Source organism: Streptomyces sp. NPDC050546, from assembly GCF_044457425.1.
GTDB lineage: Bacteria > Actinomycetota > Actinomycetes > Streptomycetales > Streptomycetaceae > Streptomyces.
Genome location: NZ_JBITGX010000027.1, coordinates 1 through 16,393, shown reverse-complemented (window position 1 = coordinate 16,393; position 16,393 = coordinate 1). Strand labels below are relative to the sequence as shown.

General features: G+C 70.4%; 15 protein-coding genes. 12 read left to right on the top strand and 3 right to left on the bottom strand.

Annotation, left to right across the window (positions count from 1 at the left end):
* Nucleotides 1–2 precede the first annotated feature (2 nt).
* Both ACIBK5_RS41000 and ACIBK5_RS40995 read right to left on the bottom strand, forming a co-directional pair.
* Nucleotides 3–1,010: an NlpC/P60 family protein gene (locus ACIBK5_RS41000; protein ID WP_399028150.1), complete on the bottom strand. Its 1,008-nt coding sequence runs from the start codon at nt 1,008–1,010 to the stop codon at nt 3–5.
* Nucleotides 1,011–1,194: 184 nt separating this feature from the next.
* Nucleotides 1,195–2,118, bottom strand: a complete 924-nt coding sequence (locus ACIBK5_RS40995) for an oxidoreductase (protein WP_399028148.1) — start codon at nt 2,116–2,118, stop codon at nt 1,195–1,197.
* 72 nt (nt 2,119–2,190) lie between these two features.
* Between ACIBK5_RS40995 and ACIBK5_RS40990 the strand changes: the two genes are divergently transcribed.
* From ACIBK5_RS40990 to ACIBK5_RS40955, 8 genes are all read left to right on the top strand, one after another.
* Nucleotides 2,191–2,808 (top strand): TetR/AcrR family transcriptional regulator, encoded by a 618-nt coding sequence (locus tag ACIBK5_RS40990; RefSeq protein ID WP_399028146.1) that lies wholly within the window; start codon nt 2,191–2,193, stop codon nt 2,806–2,808.
* Between the two features lie 226 nt (nt 2,809–3,034).
* Nucleotides 3,035–4,333, top strand: coding sequence for a peptidase S8 (locus ACIBK5_RS40985; protein ID WP_399028144.1), 1,299 nt, complete (start codon nt 3,035–3,037; stop codon nt 4,331–4,333).
* Nucleotides 4,334–4,768: 435 nt separating this feature from the next.
* The gene (locus ACIBK5_RS40980) at nt 4,769–5,077 is read left to right on the top strand and encodes a hypothetical protein (RefSeq protein WP_003991275.1); all 309 of its coding nucleotides are present in this window, start codon (nt 4,769–4,771) and stop codon (nt 5,075–5,077) included.
* A 209-nt stretch (nt 5,078–5,286) separates the two neighbouring features.
* The gene (locus ACIBK5_RS40975) at nt 5,287–6,117 is read left to right on the top strand and encodes a hypothetical protein (RefSeq protein WP_399028141.1); all 831 of its coding nucleotides are present in this window, start codon (nt 5,287–5,289) and stop codon (nt 6,115–6,117) included.
* Entirely contained in the window at nt 6,107–7,435 is a 1,329-nt protein-coding gene (locus ACIBK5_RS40970) for a hypothetical protein (protein WP_399028139.1), read from the top strand. The genes ACIBK5_RS40975 and ACIBK5_RS40970 overlap by 11 nt, the downstream gene beginning before the upstream one ends.
* Nucleotides 7,432–8,988, top strand: coding sequence for an SCO6880 family protein (locus ACIBK5_RS40965; protein WP_399028137.1), 1,557 nt, complete (start codon nt 7,432–7,434; stop codon nt 8,986–8,988). The genes ACIBK5_RS40970 and ACIBK5_RS40965 overlap by 4 nt, the downstream gene beginning before the upstream one ends.
* Nucleotides 8,989–8,994: 6 nt before the next feature.
* Nucleotides 8,995–10,407 (top strand): ATP-binding protein, encoded by a 1,413-nt coding sequence (locus ACIBK5_RS40960; protein ID WP_391114941.1) that lies wholly within the window; start codon nt 8,995–8,997, stop codon nt 10,405–10,407.
* Nucleotides 10,408–10,423: 16 nt separating this feature from the next.
* Entirely contained in the window at nt 10,424–11,935 is a 1,512-nt protein-coding gene (locus tag ACIBK5_RS40955; protein ID WP_399028135.1) for a type IV secretory system conjugative DNA transfer family protein, read from the top strand.
* Nucleotides 11,936–12,026: 91 nt separating this feature from the next.
* Here the strand turns inward: ACIBK5_RS40955 and ACIBK5_RS40950 are convergent, their stop codons facing one another.
* Nucleotides 12,027–12,569, bottom strand: coding sequence for a GNAT family N-acetyltransferase (locus ACIBK5_RS40950; RefSeq protein WP_399028134.1), 543 nt, complete (start codon nt 12,567–12,569; stop codon nt 12,027–12,029).
* A gap of 94 nt (nt 12,570–12,663) precedes the next feature.
* On the opposite strand from ACIBK5_RS40950, the gene ACIBK5_RS40945 reads away from it, so the two are divergent.
* Genes ACIBK5_RS40945 through ACIBK5_RS40930 form a run of 4 tightly spaced genes read left to right on the top strand, consistent with a single transcriptional unit; the run spans nt 12,664 to nt 16,296 of the window.
* Entirely contained in the window at nt 12,664–13,584 is a 921-nt protein-coding gene (locus ACIBK5_RS40945) for an ATP-binding cassette domain-containing protein (protein WP_399028132.1), read from the top strand.
* Nucleotides 13,581–14,357, top strand: coding sequence for an ABC transporter permease (locus ACIBK5_RS40940; protein WP_399028130.1), 777 nt, complete (start codon nt 13,581–13,583; stop codon nt 14,355–14,357). The genes ACIBK5_RS40945 and ACIBK5_RS40940 overlap by 4 nt, the downstream gene beginning before the upstream one ends.
* A gap of 23 nt (nt 14,358–14,380) precedes the next feature.
* Complete coding sequence (locus tag ACIBK5_RS40935; protein WP_399028128.1) at nt 14,381–15,628, top strand: sensor histidine kinase; 1,248 nt, start codon at nt 14,381–14,383, stop codon at nt 15,626–15,628.
* The gene (locus ACIBK5_RS40930) at nt 15,625–16,296 is read left to right on the top strand and encodes a response regulator (RefSeq protein ID WP_399028126.1); all 672 of its coding nucleotides are present in this window, start codon (nt 15,625–15,627) and stop codon (nt 16,294–16,296) included. Before ACIBK5_RS40935 ends, ACIBK5_RS40930 begins: the two co-directional genes overlap by 4 nt.
* Nucleotides 16,297–16,393: the final 97 nt, after the last annotated feature.

Genomic DNA, 16,393 nt, shown 5'->3' with positions numbered 1-16,393 from the left:
GCTCACACCGTCGTGGGCAGTGCTTTCGCGCCATCTTCGGTGACTCGCGTGGCTCCGAAGTAGTCGGGGGTGTCGATCGGGTCGAACCGGATCACCGCACCTGTACGCGGCGCGTCGATCATGTACCCGCCTCCGACATAAATACCGACATGCCGGATGGCCCGTGAATTGGTGGGGTCGTCCGAGAAGAACACGAGGTCGCCGGGGAGCAGTTCGTCCCGCGAGGGATGCGGACCGGCGTTGTACTGGTCGTTGGCGACGCGCGGGAGCTTGATGCCCACCGTCTCGTAGGCGGCCTGGGTCAGCCCCGAGCAGTCGAAGCGTCCGCCCTGCTCAGCGGTACCGGTGCCGCCCCACAGATAGGGCGTGCCGAGCTTCTTCTGCGCGTACTCGATCGCGCCGGCGGCCTGCTCGGAGGGGTCGACCCGCCCGACGGGCGCCGCGAAGCTCTCCGAGAGCGTCGTGATCCTCTTCACGTAGTTCCGGGTCTCGCTGTACGGCGGCACGCCCCCGTACTTGATCACCGCATACGCCCCCGCGTTGTACGCGGCCAGCATGTTTTCGGTCTGATTCCCGCCAACCTTCTTCACGTACGACGCGAGTTCGCAGTCGTACGACGCGGCGGAGGGGATCGCGTCCGCGGGGTCCCATACGTCCCGGTCCCCGTCCTTGTCCCCGTCGATGCCGTGCGACGCCCAGGTACCGGGGATGAACTGCGCTATCCCCTGCGCGGCGGCGTGGCTCTGGGCCTTCGGGTTGAACCCGCTCTCCTGGTAGAGCTGGGCGGCGAGCAGGGCCGGGCTGATGGCGGGGCAGAGGTTGCCCCACTTCGCCACGAGGCCCGAGTACGCGGCGGGCACCGCCCCCTTGGCCAGCGCCTTCGCCCCACCGCCCACGCCGTTGGCCAGGTTCCCGGCGACGATGTAGACCCCGACGACGAGCAGCATCACGAAGGCCAGGGCGGAGCTGATCGCAACACCCGCCACGATCCATGCCTTACGCACCGTCAACCGCCCCTCACCGCACGCGAGTCCGTCGCCTGGTCAGTGTAGAGGGGGCTGCCGTGCTCAGGAATGATCACGAAGAGGAGAGTCGGGGGCGGAAGGAGGAACCGGCCACGGCACGTGCGGCACGGCGGAAGCACGCCCGGGGAAACCGGCGCACGACGTCACGGGAGCGGGTGCTTCACCCCTCTTACGCCGGTTCCCCCACGGTCAGCGGGAACACCGTGCCCGTCCGCTCCTCCGACACCCGCCACAGCCGCCGGGCCGTCAGCGGGTCGCTCGCCGCACGGGAGCGGCCCACCAGGGTGGGGGCGCCACGCAGCTCGCCCAGGCCGTCGGGGCCCACGTAGCTCGCGCCCGGCAGGTCCTGAGTGGCGGCGTAGAGGGTGGGGAGGGCGCCCACCCGGTCGTCCTGCGCGAAGAACCGGTTGCCGAGGCGCATGAGGGCGCGCGCCGCCGGGTTGGCCGCGTGGCTCTGGAGGTTGGTGGCCGAGTAGCCGGGGTGGGCGGCCAGAGCGCGGACGGTGGAGCCCGACTCCGCCAGCCGGCGCTGGAGCTCCAGGGTGAACAGGAGGTTCGCCAGCTTGGACTGGGCGTAGGCGCGCCGCGGTGTGTAGTTCGCCGTCAGGTCCAGGTCGTCGAAGCCGATCCGCGCGCCGCCCCAGCGGTGGGCGCCCGAGGAGACCGTGACGACCCGGTCGGTGATGTGCGGGAGCAGCAGGTTCGTCAGGGCGAAGTGACCGAGATGGTTCGTGCCGAACTGCATCTCGAAGCCGTCCTTGGTGTGCTGTCTGGGGAGCATCATCACGCCGGCGTTGTTGATCAGCGCGTGCAGCGGCTCCCGCCAGCCCTCGGCGAACTCCCGCACGGAGGAGAGGTCCGCCAGGTCCAGGCGCCGCACCTCGGTGCTGCCGCGCACGGTCGCCGCCGCGGCGCGCCCCCGCTCCGGGTCCCGTACGGCGAGGACGACGTGCGCCCCCGCCCGGGCCAGCGCGTCGGTCGCGGTGAGGCCGATGCCGCTGTTGGCACCGGTGACGACGACGGTCCGGCCCTTGAGGTCGGGCAGGCGGCGCGCGTTCCATGTCTCGTCGCTCTTCGTCTTCTGTTCAGCCATACCCTCGAATGTAGACGCCGACAACAATGCTGTCAACGACAACAATGATGGCGGTATCAACATCGAGATACGATGGTGCCCATGCCCGAGAGCCACGCCCCGGAGAGCCGCCCCTACCACCACGGAGACCTGCGCTCCACCCTGCTCGCCGGCGCCGAGCGCACCCTGCGGGAGAAGGGGGCCGGCGCGCTCTCCCTGCGCGAACTGGCCCGCGAGGCCGGTGTCAGCCATGCCGCGCCCGGCCGCCACTTCAAGGACAAGCAGGCCCTGCTCAACGCCCTGGCGCTCGCCGGATACGACCGGCTGGGCCAGGCCCTGGCCGGCGCCGACGACGCCGCCCTGCCGCTGGAGCCGCGGCTCACCGCCCTCGCCCGGGCCTATCTCGCCTTCGCGATCGACAACGCCGAGCTGCTGGAGCTCATGTACGCCCGCAAGCACGAGCCGGACGCCTCGGAGCAGATGGCCGCGGCCGTCGACCGTACGGTGGGCTCCCTGGAGCGGGTCATCGCCGACGCCCAGGAGCGCGGCGAGATCATCGCGGGCAACCCACAGCACCTCACCCTGCTGACCGGCGCCACCCTCCAGGGCATCGCCTCCTTCGCCGCGGGCGGCATGCTCGCCCCCGAAGCGGCACTGGACGGCATCGAGGAGCTCGTCCACCTCCTCCTGCACGGCCTCAAGCCCCGCTGATCCCGGGCCCCTTGGTCAAGCCGCACCCATCCCCCGGCCATCGAGCGGCCATCGACCGGTAAGCCCGGGCTCCCCTTCAGCAATGCGGAAGTCAGAATTCCGACAGCCGTCTTGTTGTCACGTACTCAACAAGCGATCGTCGTCGCGGGCCGCCGCCCCCGCCGGGAACCACACCGGCGGACCCCCGCCCGCAGGCCTCTGTCCACCATTGCCAGGAGGCTGTACCTTGCGCACGACATCGCCCAACGCCCCCTCCTCCCGCCGCAGATGGCTCCGCACCGGCTCCGCCGTCACCGCCACCGCCGCACTCCTGCTCACCGCCCTCGCCACCGCCACCATCGCCCCGGCCCAGGCCCAGGCCCAGGAGAACTCCTCCAAGGTCACCTGGACCCGCTCCTGCGCCCTCCCCCGGCACAAGGACGAGATGGCCTGCGACGCCCTGCGCGTCACGGGCGGCCGCACCGCCTTCCAGCAACAGCACGGCATCTCCCCCAAGGCCGCCGACGCCACCGCCCCCTCCGGCTACGGCCCCTCCGACCTCCAGGACGCCTACGGCCTGACCTCCGCCGCCGCGAGCAACGGCTCCGGCCGCACCATCGCCGTCGTCGACGCCTACGACGACCCCAACGCCGAGTCGGACCTCGCCGCCTACCGCTCGCACTACGGCCTGCCCGCCTGCACCACCGCGAACGGCTGCTTCAAGAAGGTGAGCCAGACCGGCTCCACCACCTCCCTGCCCACCGCCGACAGCGGCTGGGCCGGCGAGATCTCCCTCGACCTCGACATGGCGAGCGCGATCTGCCCGAACTGCCACATCACCCTCGTCGAGGCCAAGTCCGCCTCCATGGCCAACCTGGGCACCGCCGTCAACGAGGCCGTGAGTCTCGGCGCCAAGTACGTCTCCAACAGCTACGGCGGCGGCGAGTCCTCCTCCGACGCGACATACGACTCCTCGTACTTCAACCACCCGGGCGTCGCCATCACCGTCAGCGCGGGCGACGCGGGCTACGGCGCCGAGTACCCGGCGGCGTCCAAGTACGTGACGGCCGTAGGCGGCACCGCACTCTCCGCATCCTCCACCGCCCGCGGCTGGACCGAGAGCGTCTGGAGGACCAGCAGCACCGAAGGCACCGGCTCCGGCTGCTCCGCGTACGACGCCAAGCCCGCCTGGCAGACCGACACCGGCTGCGCCAAGCGCACGATCGCCGACGTCTCGGCCGTCGCCGACCCGGCGACCGGCGTCTCCGTCTACGACACCTACGGCGCCGACGGCCAGGGCTGGGCCACCTACGGCGGCACCAGCGCCTCCGCCCCGATCATCGCGAGCGTCTACGCCCTGGCCGGCACTCCGTCCAGCGGCTCCTATCCGGCCAAGTTCCCCTACGCGAACACCTCGGCCCTGAACGACGTCACCAGCGGCTCCAACGGCAACTGCACCACCAGCTACTTCTGCACCGCCCGGACGGGCTACGACGGCCCGACCGGCTGGGGCACTCCCGAGGGACTCGGCGCCTTCACCGGCTGACCCCTCCCCTCCCGTGACAGAACGTCACCGATGAACGGGCCACGGCATCCCAGCCGCGGCCCGTTCGCCGCGTTAGGTAGCCTTCACCCGGAGAACACGGGCGCGACCTTTCACCCGACCGACCGTCAAAAACGGTCCGTAAAGGTGACACAGGGCGTAAAAAGGCACAACGACGGAACCTCACGACAGGTTTCGCTCAGGCCTCATTGCCCGTCGTGACCTGCCGTGATACACAGAGTGACCATACGATCCTTCGCACACCGTCCGTCGCCTCCTCTAGGGGCCGGCGCGGAACGGTGGCAAGGTATTCGTACGAAACCCGCCAATCAATGACGCCAAGTCGACATCCGGCAGCGGCATTGTCGGCGACAATGAGGCCTGACCTCTGCACGACCGCAGAGGGTGAAGAACTACCCAACAGGGGCGGTGACTTACATGCTCTTTGCGGCCGACAAGGGAGACATCAACACGATCATCGGCGGGATCGCTCCGGACTGGGGCCCCTTCGGCAGCCTGGGCAACGAGGCCAAGGTGATGATCGAGGTCGTGATGGCGGTCGCCATCCTGCTCTGCCTCGGCATCGCCATCTGGGGCGCGGCGAAGCAACGCATCGGCGCGACGGCCCTCCGGGACACCTTCAGCGCCGAACAGGGCAAGGGCCTCATCATCGCCGGCCTCACAGGAGTCTTCATCATCGGCTCCCTCGGCACGCTGTTCACCATTGTGTACGGCATGGCCGTGTAGCCCGGGCACCGTCCGCCCGGCCGGGCACGCCCGGCTCCCTCTCCATCCCACCCGCCCGTCGTGCCCACCGGCTGAGGTTGCGTTTCCCTGATGTCGAGTCACCACACCGCGCCCGCGCGGGAACCAGCACGGCTACCGTCGTACGAGGAGTATGAGAAGTACGACCGGTACCAAGTGTTTCCGCACGACGTCGAGGGGGCGTACGCGGCATGAGTCTCGGTGACGAGCGCGAGGCCTCCGGCGGCTACGGCGGCACGGGCCAGACCCGCACCCGCCTGCCCGACAGCGACCCCGACGCCTACGGCACCCCCCGCCGCGGCCCCCGCTCCTCGCCTCGCAGCCTGGTCACGGTGGTCGGCGTGGTGGTCCTCCTCCTCGCGGCCATCGCCTTCGCGAACCGCGGCGGCGACGCCCCCGACAAGACCGACCCGACCGGCAACAAACCGAAAACAGCGGCCACGGCGCCCTCGGGCCAACGCCCCGTCCAGTCCAAGTCGGGCGGCATCCCGTCGGGCTTCGCACAGAACCAGGAGGGGGCGGAGAGCGCGGCGGCCAACTATGCCGTGGTGCTGGTCTCGGCCGACATCCTCAAGCCCGCGCGGCGCACCGAGATCGTCCGCCAGGTGTTCGACGCCGGCCGAGTCTCCGAGCTGGAGAAGAATCTCGACCAGGTGTACGACAAGGCGTTCCTCGACAAGGTCGGCCTGGACGAGAACGGCGAGGCGCCTCAGGGCAGCACGTATGTCTCCCGCACCATGCCGGTCGGCACCAGAACCACCGAATACTCGGGCAGCGCCGCCACCGTCGAGGTCTGGTGCACGGGCGTGTTCGGGATGACGGGGGAGAGCTCGCAGAACCCGGTCACCAACGACTGGTTCACCATGACCCTGCAGTTGCGCTGGACCGACGGCGACTGGAAGGTCGACAGCTTCTCCCAGAAGGAAGGCCCCGCGCCGGTCAACGGCGACAACAAGGTGTCGACGTCGGACGACATCTCGAAGGCCGTCGAGGAGTTCGGAGGGTTCACGTATGCCCGGTAGCCCGCGCCGCGCAGTCAAGCTCGCCGCCACCCTCACAGCCGTACAGACCACCGTGGTCCTGCTCGCCGGCCGAGCGGTCGCCGCGCCCACGCCTTCGCCCACGCCCAGCGACGACAACTGCTCCCTGCTCTCCGGCAGGGCCAGAGAGATCTGCGAAGGCGACACCGGCAGCGGCGGAGGCGGCGGTACCTCCCGCCTCGACCCCACCTCCACCCTCGACCCCCTCTCCTCCCTCGCCAAGGGCTGCGCCGAAGCCGCCTCCTGGACCGTCGACAAGCTCAGCGACGCCGTGAAGGAGACGGCCAACGTCGACTTCACCAACCCCAAGTTCCTCCAGCAGTACGCCGTCGTCTTCGCCGCCTCGACGGTCCTCACACTCCTGCTCTGGCTCATGGCCGTGGCCAAGCGCGCGGTGCGCGGCGTCCCCCTGAGCACCGCCCTCTCCGAAGCCATCGGCTTCCTCTGGCTGACCGTGCTGGCCTCCGCCTTCACCCCGCTGATCCTCTACACCGTCGTATCGGCCACGGACGGCATCACCGAGGTCCTCGCGAAAGCCACCGGCGACCAGACCGACGCCTTCTTCGGCACGTTCTCCGAGGCCCTCAAGAAGGGCGAGGACATCGGCGGCGGCCCGATCATGCTGATCGTCGTCTCCCTGGTCAGCATCCTCGCCGCCGGCGTGCTGTGGCTGGAGCTCGTCATCAGGGCGGCGCTCCTCTACGTCGGCGCCCTCCTCGGCACCGTCGTCTACGCCGGCCTCGTCGACAAGAACCTGTGGGGCCACGTCCGCCGCTGGGCGGGCATCATGATCGCGGTGATCCTGATCAAGCCCGTCATCGTCATCGTGCTCGGCCTCGCCGGCGCGCTCTCCGCCGACGACGGACCCGACGCCTTCTCCGCCGTCGTCTCCGGCCTCGCCATCATCCTGCTCGCCATCTTCGCCAGCGCGATGATCTACCGCTTCGTCCCCGGCTTCGGCGACGAGATCGCCGGCTCCCGCAACAACCGCCTCATGCAGGGCGCCGAGGGCAAGGCCGCCGCGGTCATCAGCTCCCCGGCGACCCTGGTCGCGCAGGGCATCAAGACCCACAGCTCCCGCGCGGACAACAAGGGCGGCTCAGGCGGCCAGTCCGCCGCCCCCCGCCCCTCGAACCCCGCCTCCGGAGGAGTCGCCGCGCACAGCTCGCGCCCCTCGAACGGCGGCGGCGGATCCGTCCCCTCCGCCGCCCCCGCACCCCGTTCGAGCAGCCCCGTCAACACTCCCCACGCCAGCAACACCCGCAACAGCAGCAACCGCACGGGAGGTGAAGGGCGTTGACGACCGAGTCCCACGTGTCCCATCCGGTCACGCCCCGCCGTACATATCTGATCGGCCGCGCCCGGCCGAACGCGATCATCGGCCGCAACCGCGAGACCGGCGAGATCGCCCTGATCGTCGTGGGCGCGTTCCTCGGCATGATGTGCGGACTCCTCGTCCCCGTGCTGTCCCTGCGCATCGTGCTGCTGGCCGGGTTCCCGATGCTGGCTCTGGCCGCGGTGTACGTGCCGTTCAAGCACCGCACGTTCTACAAGTGGTTCGAGATCAACCGCAGCTACAAGCGGACCCTCAAGCAGGGCACCACCTACCGCTCGACCGCCGTCGAGGCCGGCACCCGGCTGGACGGCCGTGAGGTCGAGGTCGGCCCGCCCCCGGGCATCGGCCGCGTCACCTGGCTGGCCGCCCCCTTCGGGCCCGACGAGATCGCCGTACTGCTGCACGCCGACCGCAAGACCGTCACCGCAGCCATCGAGATCGAGGGCCCCGGCGTCGGCCTGCGCGACTCCGAGGACCAAGAGGCCCTGGTCGACCGCTTCGGCACCCTGCTCAAGCACGTGGCCAACGGCGACGGCTTCGTCACCCGCCTCCAGATGCTCGCCCGCACCCTCCCGGCGGACCCGGACGCGCACAACAAGGACGTCTCCGTCCGCGGCGACGAGAAGGCACCCCCGTGGCTGCAGCAGTCGTACGACCAGCTCCAGTCGATGGTGTCGACCAGCAGTGAGCAGCACCGCGCCTACCTCGTCGCCTGCATGCACTACACGCGCGAGCTCGCCGCCGAGGCCAACGCCATGGCCCGCGCGGCCCGCAGCCACGGCGGCAAGGTCGACCGGGACGCCGGACTCGCCGTCGTCATGGCCCGCGAGCTGACCGACATCTGCTCGCGCCTCCAGGAGGCCGACATCCGCGTGCGGCAGCCGCTCGGTCAGGGGCGGCTGTCCTCGCTGATCCACTCCATGTACGACCCGGACCACCCGATCGACCACATCCAGGCGATGTCCAAGCGCAACGCCTGGCCGGCCGAGCTGGACGCCATGGAGCCCACGTATCTCCAGGCCAAGACCCGGGAGTCCAGCACCCGCGCCCCCTGGTGCCACGCCACCGCCTGGGTGAAGGAGTGGCCGATGACCCCCGTCGGCGTCAACTTCCTCGCCCCGCTCCTCGTCCACACCCCGGACGTCATCCGCACGGTCGCCGTCACGATGGACCTCGAACCCACCGAGATCGCCATCGAGCGCATGCTCACCGAGAAGACCAACGACGAGGCCGAGGCGTCCCGCGCCGCCAAGATGAACCGCACCGTCGACCCGCGCGACGTCGCCGCGAACTCCCGGCTCGACCAGCGCGGAGAGGACCTCGCCAGCGGCGCGGCGGGCGTCAACCTCGTCGGTTACATCACCGTCTCCTCCCGGTCCCCCGACGCCCTCGCCCGCGACAAGCGGACGATACGGGCCTCGGCCGGCAAGTCGTACCTGAAGCTGGAATGGTGCGACCGCGAGCACCACCGCGCCTTCGTGAACACCCTTCCCTTCGCCACCGGCATTCGGAGGTAGGACCTGATGCGGGACCCGCTGTCCGTCCTCACCGACGCCTTCACGTCCTTCCTCTTCGGGAAAGTCGAGACGACCAGGCTCCCGGTGCGCACGTCCACGGGCCAGGCCCAGGCGGTCTACCTGCCGACCGCCGCGCCGGGCCTCGGCGACTCCGGCGTCATCATCGGCCGCGAGGTGTACTCCGGAAAGGGCTACATCTACGACCCCTTCCAGCTCTACGGGCAGCAGCTCCCCGCCCCCCACTGGCTGGTCCTCGGCGAGTCCGGCAACGGCAAGTCGGCGCTGGAGAAGACGTACGTCCTGCGCCAGCTGCGCTTCCGCGACCGCCAGGTCGTCGTCCTGGACGCCCAGGGCGAGGACGGGGTGGGCGAGTGGAACCTCATCGCCCAGGAGCTGGGCATAACCCCCATCCGCCTGGACCCCATGGCCGCCCTGGACATGGGCATCCGCCTCAACCCCCTCGACCCGGCGATCACGACGACCGGCCAGCTCGCGCTGCTCCGCACGATCATCGAGGTCGCGATGGGCCACGGCCTGGACGAACGCTCCGGCTTCGCCCTGAAGGTCGCGCACGCCTACGTCAACGAGACCATCGTCGAACGCCAGCCGGTCCTCACCGACATCGTCGAGCAGCTCCGCCACCCCGAGCCGGAGTCCGCGGAGGCGATGAACGTCGCCATAGACGACGTACGGGCCTGGGGCCTGGACGTCGCGCTGGTCCTGGACCGTCTCGTCGACGGTGACCTCCGAGGCATGTTCGACGGCCCGACGACGGTCGGCATCGACCTCGACGCGCCCCTCATCGTCTTCGACCTGTCCCACATCGACCGCAACTCCATCGCCATGCCCATCCTCATGGCGATCGTCGGCGTCTGGCTGGAGCACACCTGGATCCGCCCCGACCGGAAGAAGCGCATCTTCCTGGTCGAGGAGGCCTGGCACATCATCAACAGCCCCTTCGTGGCGCAGCTCTTCCAGCGCCTGCTGAAGTTCGGCCGACGCCTCGGTCTGTCCTTCGTCGCGGTCGTCCACCACCTGTCGGACGTCGTCGACGGCGCGGCGGCCAGAGAAGCTGCGGCCATCCTGAAGATGGCCTCGACGCGGACGATCTACGCCCAGAAGGCAGACGAGGCACGAGCGACCGGCCGCGTCCTCGGCCTCCCCCGCTGGGCGGTCGAGATCATCCCGACCCTCACCCCCGGTATCGCGGTCTGGGACGTCAACGGCAACGTCCAGGTCGTCAAACACCTGGTCACGGAGACCGAACGCCCGCTGGTCTTCACCGACCGCGCGATGACCGAGTCCTCCGCCGACCTCGCGGACGACGACGCCCTGCGCGCCGCCGAACTGGAAGCGGAGGAACGGGCCGCGGCCTTCGTGGAACACCACCTGGGCGACTCCGAATCGACGGTGGCGTAGAGCCAGGGGAGCACGCGTGAGACCGGACGACCGCCGCACCCAGCGGGACAGCCAGGGAGGCATCCCCGACGGCCTGCTGATCGGCATTCTCGCGTTCCTCCTCGGCATGACCCTGCTGGTGTGGACGGCCACCGGCCTCGCCGCACTGTTCGCCCACGGCTCCTGGCCGTCCGGCGTCACCTTCGCGCGCACCCCCCTCGCCATGCGCGGCCTCATCGCCCAGCCCCACGACATCCCCGGCGCCTGGCCGGAGACACCCCCCGGCGAACTCTCGGGCTACGGCCTGTTCTGGGGCCTGTTCATCGGCCAGCTGATGATCCTGGTCGTCCTGACGGTCTTCGTGATGGGCACGCTGGCCCGATGGAGGGCGGTCCGGGCCAGGCGCCGGGAGGAGCGGATCCTGGCAGCGGAGGAACGTCCGGCACCGACGCAGCACGAGGTACCGGCACCGGCACAGGCACCCGCACCCGCACCCGCACCCGCACCCGCACCCGCACAAGAACCCGCACCGGAGCACGTAGCAACAGCGGTGCAGCACGAGGTGCCGACGCCCCGCTCGCACCCCCCGGAGCCGGCAACAGTTCCACCTCCGACGGTGAGCGGGTGGGAAAAAGTCCTCGTAGCCCCCAGGGAAACCCGCCAGTCCACGGCAACCCAGGTGGTACGGGACGCGGAAGGCCCCACCCTGGTCGTCACCTCAAACCCGGTCCTCTGGCAGGACACCAAGGACGGCCGAGCCAAACTGGGCCCCACCCACCTCTACGACCCCACCCACCTCTGCGACACCCCGTCCCGCCTCCACTGGTCCCCCACAGCCGGCTGCGAGGACAAGGCGACGGCGACCCAGCGAGCCGCTGCCCTCCTCACCCCCGTCCGCCCCACCGCGAAACTGGACCAAGCCCTCAGCGACACGGCCGAGATACTGCTGCGGAGCTACCTCCACGCCGCGGCCATCGACGGCCGCACCATCCGCCACGTCCACCGCTGGTCCCAGGGCACCCAGATCCAGGACGCCGTACGCATCCTCCGTACGAACCCCAAGGCCGCCCCCGGCGCCGCCGGCGAACTCGAAGGCGCTCTCACCGCCCACCCCGAACGCCGCGACATGGCCCAGCAGTTGACCACCCGCGCCCTCACGGCCCTCTCCACGGTCAACATCCGCGAGGCCTGCACTCCCAACCGAAGTGATGCCCTCGCCTTGGATTCCTTCGTCCACGAAGGGGGCACGCTTTATGTGGTGGGGGAATCCATCGAGGACCCCAGGACGAATCCGGGCGCGATGCCCCTCCTGACGGCCCTCGTCTCCAGCGTGGTCGAGCGCGGCCGGCACATGGCCGAACGGTCATCCTCCGGTCGCCTCGACCCACCAATGACGCTCGTCCTGGACGACGTCGCGGCCGTTGCTCCGCTTCCCCAACTGCCGGAGCTCCTGGCCACCGGAGCGGACCGGGGCATGCCGACCCTGGCCCTGCTCCGGTCCCGCGAACAGGGCCGCGCCCGCTGGCCGCACGACGAACTGCCGGTCTGACGCCCCCGCTTGAGTCCTCGCCCGTAGGCACCCGCTCCCGCCCGAAGGCACCCACTCCCGCCCGAAGGAACCCACTCCCGCCCGAAGGCACTCACTCCCGCTCGAGCACGAACTCCAACTCCCGTTCCCCCGCGTCCCCCAGCGGCACGGTCACCCCACTCGGCAGGAACCCCGCCCGGCGATAGAACCGCTGCGCCCGCCCGTTCTCCTCGTGCACGATGAGCCGCACCCGCTCAAGACCCTGTGCCCACGACCACTCCAGGGCCGCGTCGAACAGCACCTCGGTCAGCCCGCTCCCGCGCTCCTCGGGCCGTACGAACACCGCGACGACATGCCCCTGCTTCCGCTCCACCTCGAACCCGGCCCAGTCCGTCGTCCCGGGCTCCTCCACGAGCACGGTCAGCGTCCCCACCCACCGCCCGTCCGGCCCCTCGGCGATGATCTGCTGCGCCCTGTCCGCCCCCTCGGCGGCCCCCGCCGTCCGCTCCTGCCAGAAGGAGTCCGGCTTGGCCACGGCCTCCTCGTACGTCTCCAGGAAGGCCAGATGCGCCACCGGGTCCCGCAGCGCCGCGAGCCGCAGCTCCCTCGCCGCGGGCCACTCATCAGCACGGACGGACCGGATCACATAGCTCATGCGGCCCACGGTAGTACCCGGGTACGACACCCCTCACCCCGATTACCGCCGCCGGTCCGACGCCCGCCGCCCCCGCACGCACGAGCATCGAGGCATGCTGACCGCACACGAACTGACCAAACGCTACGGCGACCGGACGGTCGTCACGGACCTGTCCTTCACCGTCCGCCCCGGCACCGTCACCGGCTTCCTCGGCCCGAACGGCGCCGGCAAGTCCACGACCATGCGCATGATCCTCGGCCTCGACGCCCCCACCCGCGGCCACGCCACGGTGGGCGGACGCTCCTACGCCGCCCACCCCGCGCCCCTCACCGAGGTCGGCACCCTGCTGGAAGCCCGCTCGGTCCACCCCGGCCGCACCGCGTACCACCACCTGCGCGCCCTCGCCCACACCCACGGCATCCCCCGCGCACGCGTCGAACGGGTCCTCGCCCTCACCGGCCTCACGGACGTCGCCCACCGCCGCGTCAAGGGCTTCTCCCTCGGCATGGGCCAGCGCCTCGGCATCGCCGCCGCCCTGCTCGGCGACCCGGCCACCGTCGTCCTCGACGAACCGGTCAACGGTCTCGACCCCGAGGGCGTCCTGTGGATCCGCACCCTCCTCAAGTCCCTCGCCGCCGAGGGCCGCACGGTCTTCGTCTCCTCCCACCTGATGAGCGAGATGGCCCTCACCGCCGAACACCTGGTCATCATCGGCCGCGGCCGCCTCCTCGCCGACACCACGGTCTCCGACTTCGTACGCGACTCCGGCGCGGGCACCACCAAGGTCGTCACCCCGGAGGCCGCCGCCCTCGTAGACCTCCTCTCCTCCCCCGGCATCGACATCACCACCGACACCCCCGGCACCCTCCAGGTCCGCGGCACGGACGCCGAACACATCGGCCGCACGGCAGCCGCCCACGGCATCCCCCTCTACGAACTGACCCCCAGCACCGCCTCCCTGGAAGAGGCCTTCATGGACCTCACCCGAGACACGGTGGAGTACACGGCGACCCTCGAAGGAGCGGCAGCATGACCACGACGGCCCTCCCCTACCGCGTGACCCCGGCCCACGTCCTGCGCTCCGAGTGGCACAAGCTCTGGACCCTGCGCTCCACCTGGGTCACCCTCGTCGCCACGAGCCTGCTGACCGCCGCCATGGGCGCGGGCCTGGGCGCCGCCTACGACGACGGCGCAGGCGAGATGGACACGGTCCTCTTCGTCCTCCTCGGCACGCAGTTCGCCCAGATCAACCTCGCCGTCCTGGGCATCCTGGCCACCGCCGGCGAGTACTCCACGGGCCAGATCCGGGCCACGATGACCGCGGTCCCCCGCCGCCTGCCCGTCCTGTGGTCCAAGGCCGCCGTCCTGGCCGCGGTGGCGTTCCCCCTCACCCTGGCGACGAACCTCCTCACCTTCCCCCTCGCCCAGTCCTTCCTCTCCGGCACGGACCAGTCCGCCGCTCTCGGCGACCCGGGCGTCCTGCGCGCCCTCGCCGGCAACGCGGCCGGCCTCACCCTGCTCGCCGTCCTCGCCCTCGGCATCGGCGCCCTGGTCCGCTCGGTCCCGATGGCCATCGGCGCCTTCATCGGCCTCGTCATGATCGTCCCGGAGATCCTGGCCCTGCTCCCGTACGAGTTCGTCGACGACGCCGTCCGCCACTTCCCCGGCAAGGCTCTGGAAGCACTCACCACGGCCCAGCCCATGCCAGGCGCGATCTCCCCGAGCACGGCCCTGCTGTCCATGCTCCTGTGGACGGCGACGGCCCTCGCGGCCGCGGCGGCGGTCCTGCGCCACCGAGACGTCTGACACACGGCATCGGAACCTTCACGATGGACCCCGTGACGGAAGACAGGGCGCCGGAGCCCCTCACCGACTACGCCCACCGCGTCACCCGCAAGGTGCGCGCCTTCGACCGACGCCACCCGCTGCTGTGGGACCTGCACTTCACCGGCTTCTGGGTGACGGCGGCCCTGATCGACTACGCGGGCGGTGGCTGGCGCCACAACGCACAAAACCTGGACGTCCCCGCCTGGCTCCTCTTCACCCTGAGCCTCGGCCTCTCAGCACCCCTGCTCCGGCGCCGCACCCACCCCGGCACCGTCCTGGCCGCGATGGCGCCCTTCGCCCTCGTCAACGCATGGACGGGCGCCGCGCTCCAGGCAGCCCTGCTCCAGCTGGCCGTGATCTACCACATCGCCCTGCGTCGTGCCCTGCGCGACCTGTGGTGGGCCACGGCCCTGATGTTGACCCCGGTCCTCGTGACGACCGCCCGCTACGGCGATGAGGGCAGCTGGGAACAGCAGATCGGCTCACAGCTGATGTCGATCACCGTGGCCGCCCTCATCGGCATCACGGTCCGCACCCGCCGCAACTACACCGAGGCCCTCGAGGACCGGGCCCGCCGTCTGGAGACAGAACGCGACCAGCAGGCCCAGCTCGCCACCGCCGCCGAACGCGCCCGCATCGCCCGCGAGATGCACGACATCATCGGCCACAACCTCTCCGTCATCACGGGCCTCGCCGACGGCGGCCGATACGCCGCCGCCAAGTCCCCCGAACGTGCCGGCCAGGCCCTGGACGCCATCGCCACCACCAGCCGCCAAGCCCTGACAGAACTCCGCCGCCTCCTCGATGTCCTAAGGGAGGAGGAGAAGAACCAAGCCGAGCTCACACCCCAACCCGGCCTCACCGACCTCGACCAGCTCCTCGACGGCGTGCGCTCCGCGGGCCTGCCCGTCCACACCACCACCCATGGCACCCCCACGCTCCCCCCGGGCCGCCAGCTCACCGTCTACCGCGTCATCCAGGAAGCCCTCACCAACACCCTCAAACACGCCGGCCCCGGCGCCACCGCAGAGATAGAACTGTCCTACGAGGCGAAGGCCGCCGTCACCGTGCAGATCACGGACACAGGCAACGGCCTCAGGACGGACGTTCCTCCCCGACCCGGTCGCGGACTACCCGGAATGCGCGAGCGAACCGCTTTGTACAACGGCACACTTGAGGCCGGCCCCCGCCCCCACCCGGACCAGGGCTGGCGCGTCAGTCTCCATCTCCCGGAGGAAACCCCGCAGTGACCACGGTCCTCATCGCCGACGACCAGCCCCTCCAGCGCTTCGGCTCCCGCATGCTCCTGGAGAGCCAGGACGACATGACCGTCGTCGGCGAGGCCGCGAACGGCAGCGAAGCGGTCCGCATGACGGCGGAGCTCCACCCCGACGTCGTCCTCATGGACATCCGCATGCCCGGCCTGGACGGCATCGAGGCGACCCGCCGCATCGCCGCCGCCGGCGACCGCACCCGCATCCTGATCGTCACCACCTTCGACCTGGACGAATACGCATACGCCGGTCTCCGCGCCGGTGCCTCCGGGTTCCTGGTCAAGGACGCCCAGCCCGAGGAACTCCTCTCCGGCATCCGCGCGGTGGCCACCGGCGACGCGGTCGTCGCCCCCAGCCTGACCCGCCGCCTCCTGGACGCCTACGTCCACCACCTGCCGGCCGACCCCTCGGCTGAGGAACTGACCCAAGAGGACGCACGCCTCGCCTCCCTCACCGACCGGGAACGGGAAATCCTCACGGTCATCGGTAGAGGCTGGACGAACACGGAGATAGCCACCCGCCTCCACCTGGCCGAGTCCACGGTGAAAACCCACGTGGGCCGCATCCTCGCGAAAACGGGCTCCCGAGACCGCATTCAGGCGGTCATCCTGGCGTACGACACGAAGCTCGTCGAGCCGTCGTGACTGCCCTGAAACGCAGAAAACCCCGCATCCGAAGATGCGGGGTTTCCTATAAAAATTGTTCGGCGGCGTCCTACTCTCCCACAGGGTCCCCCCTGCA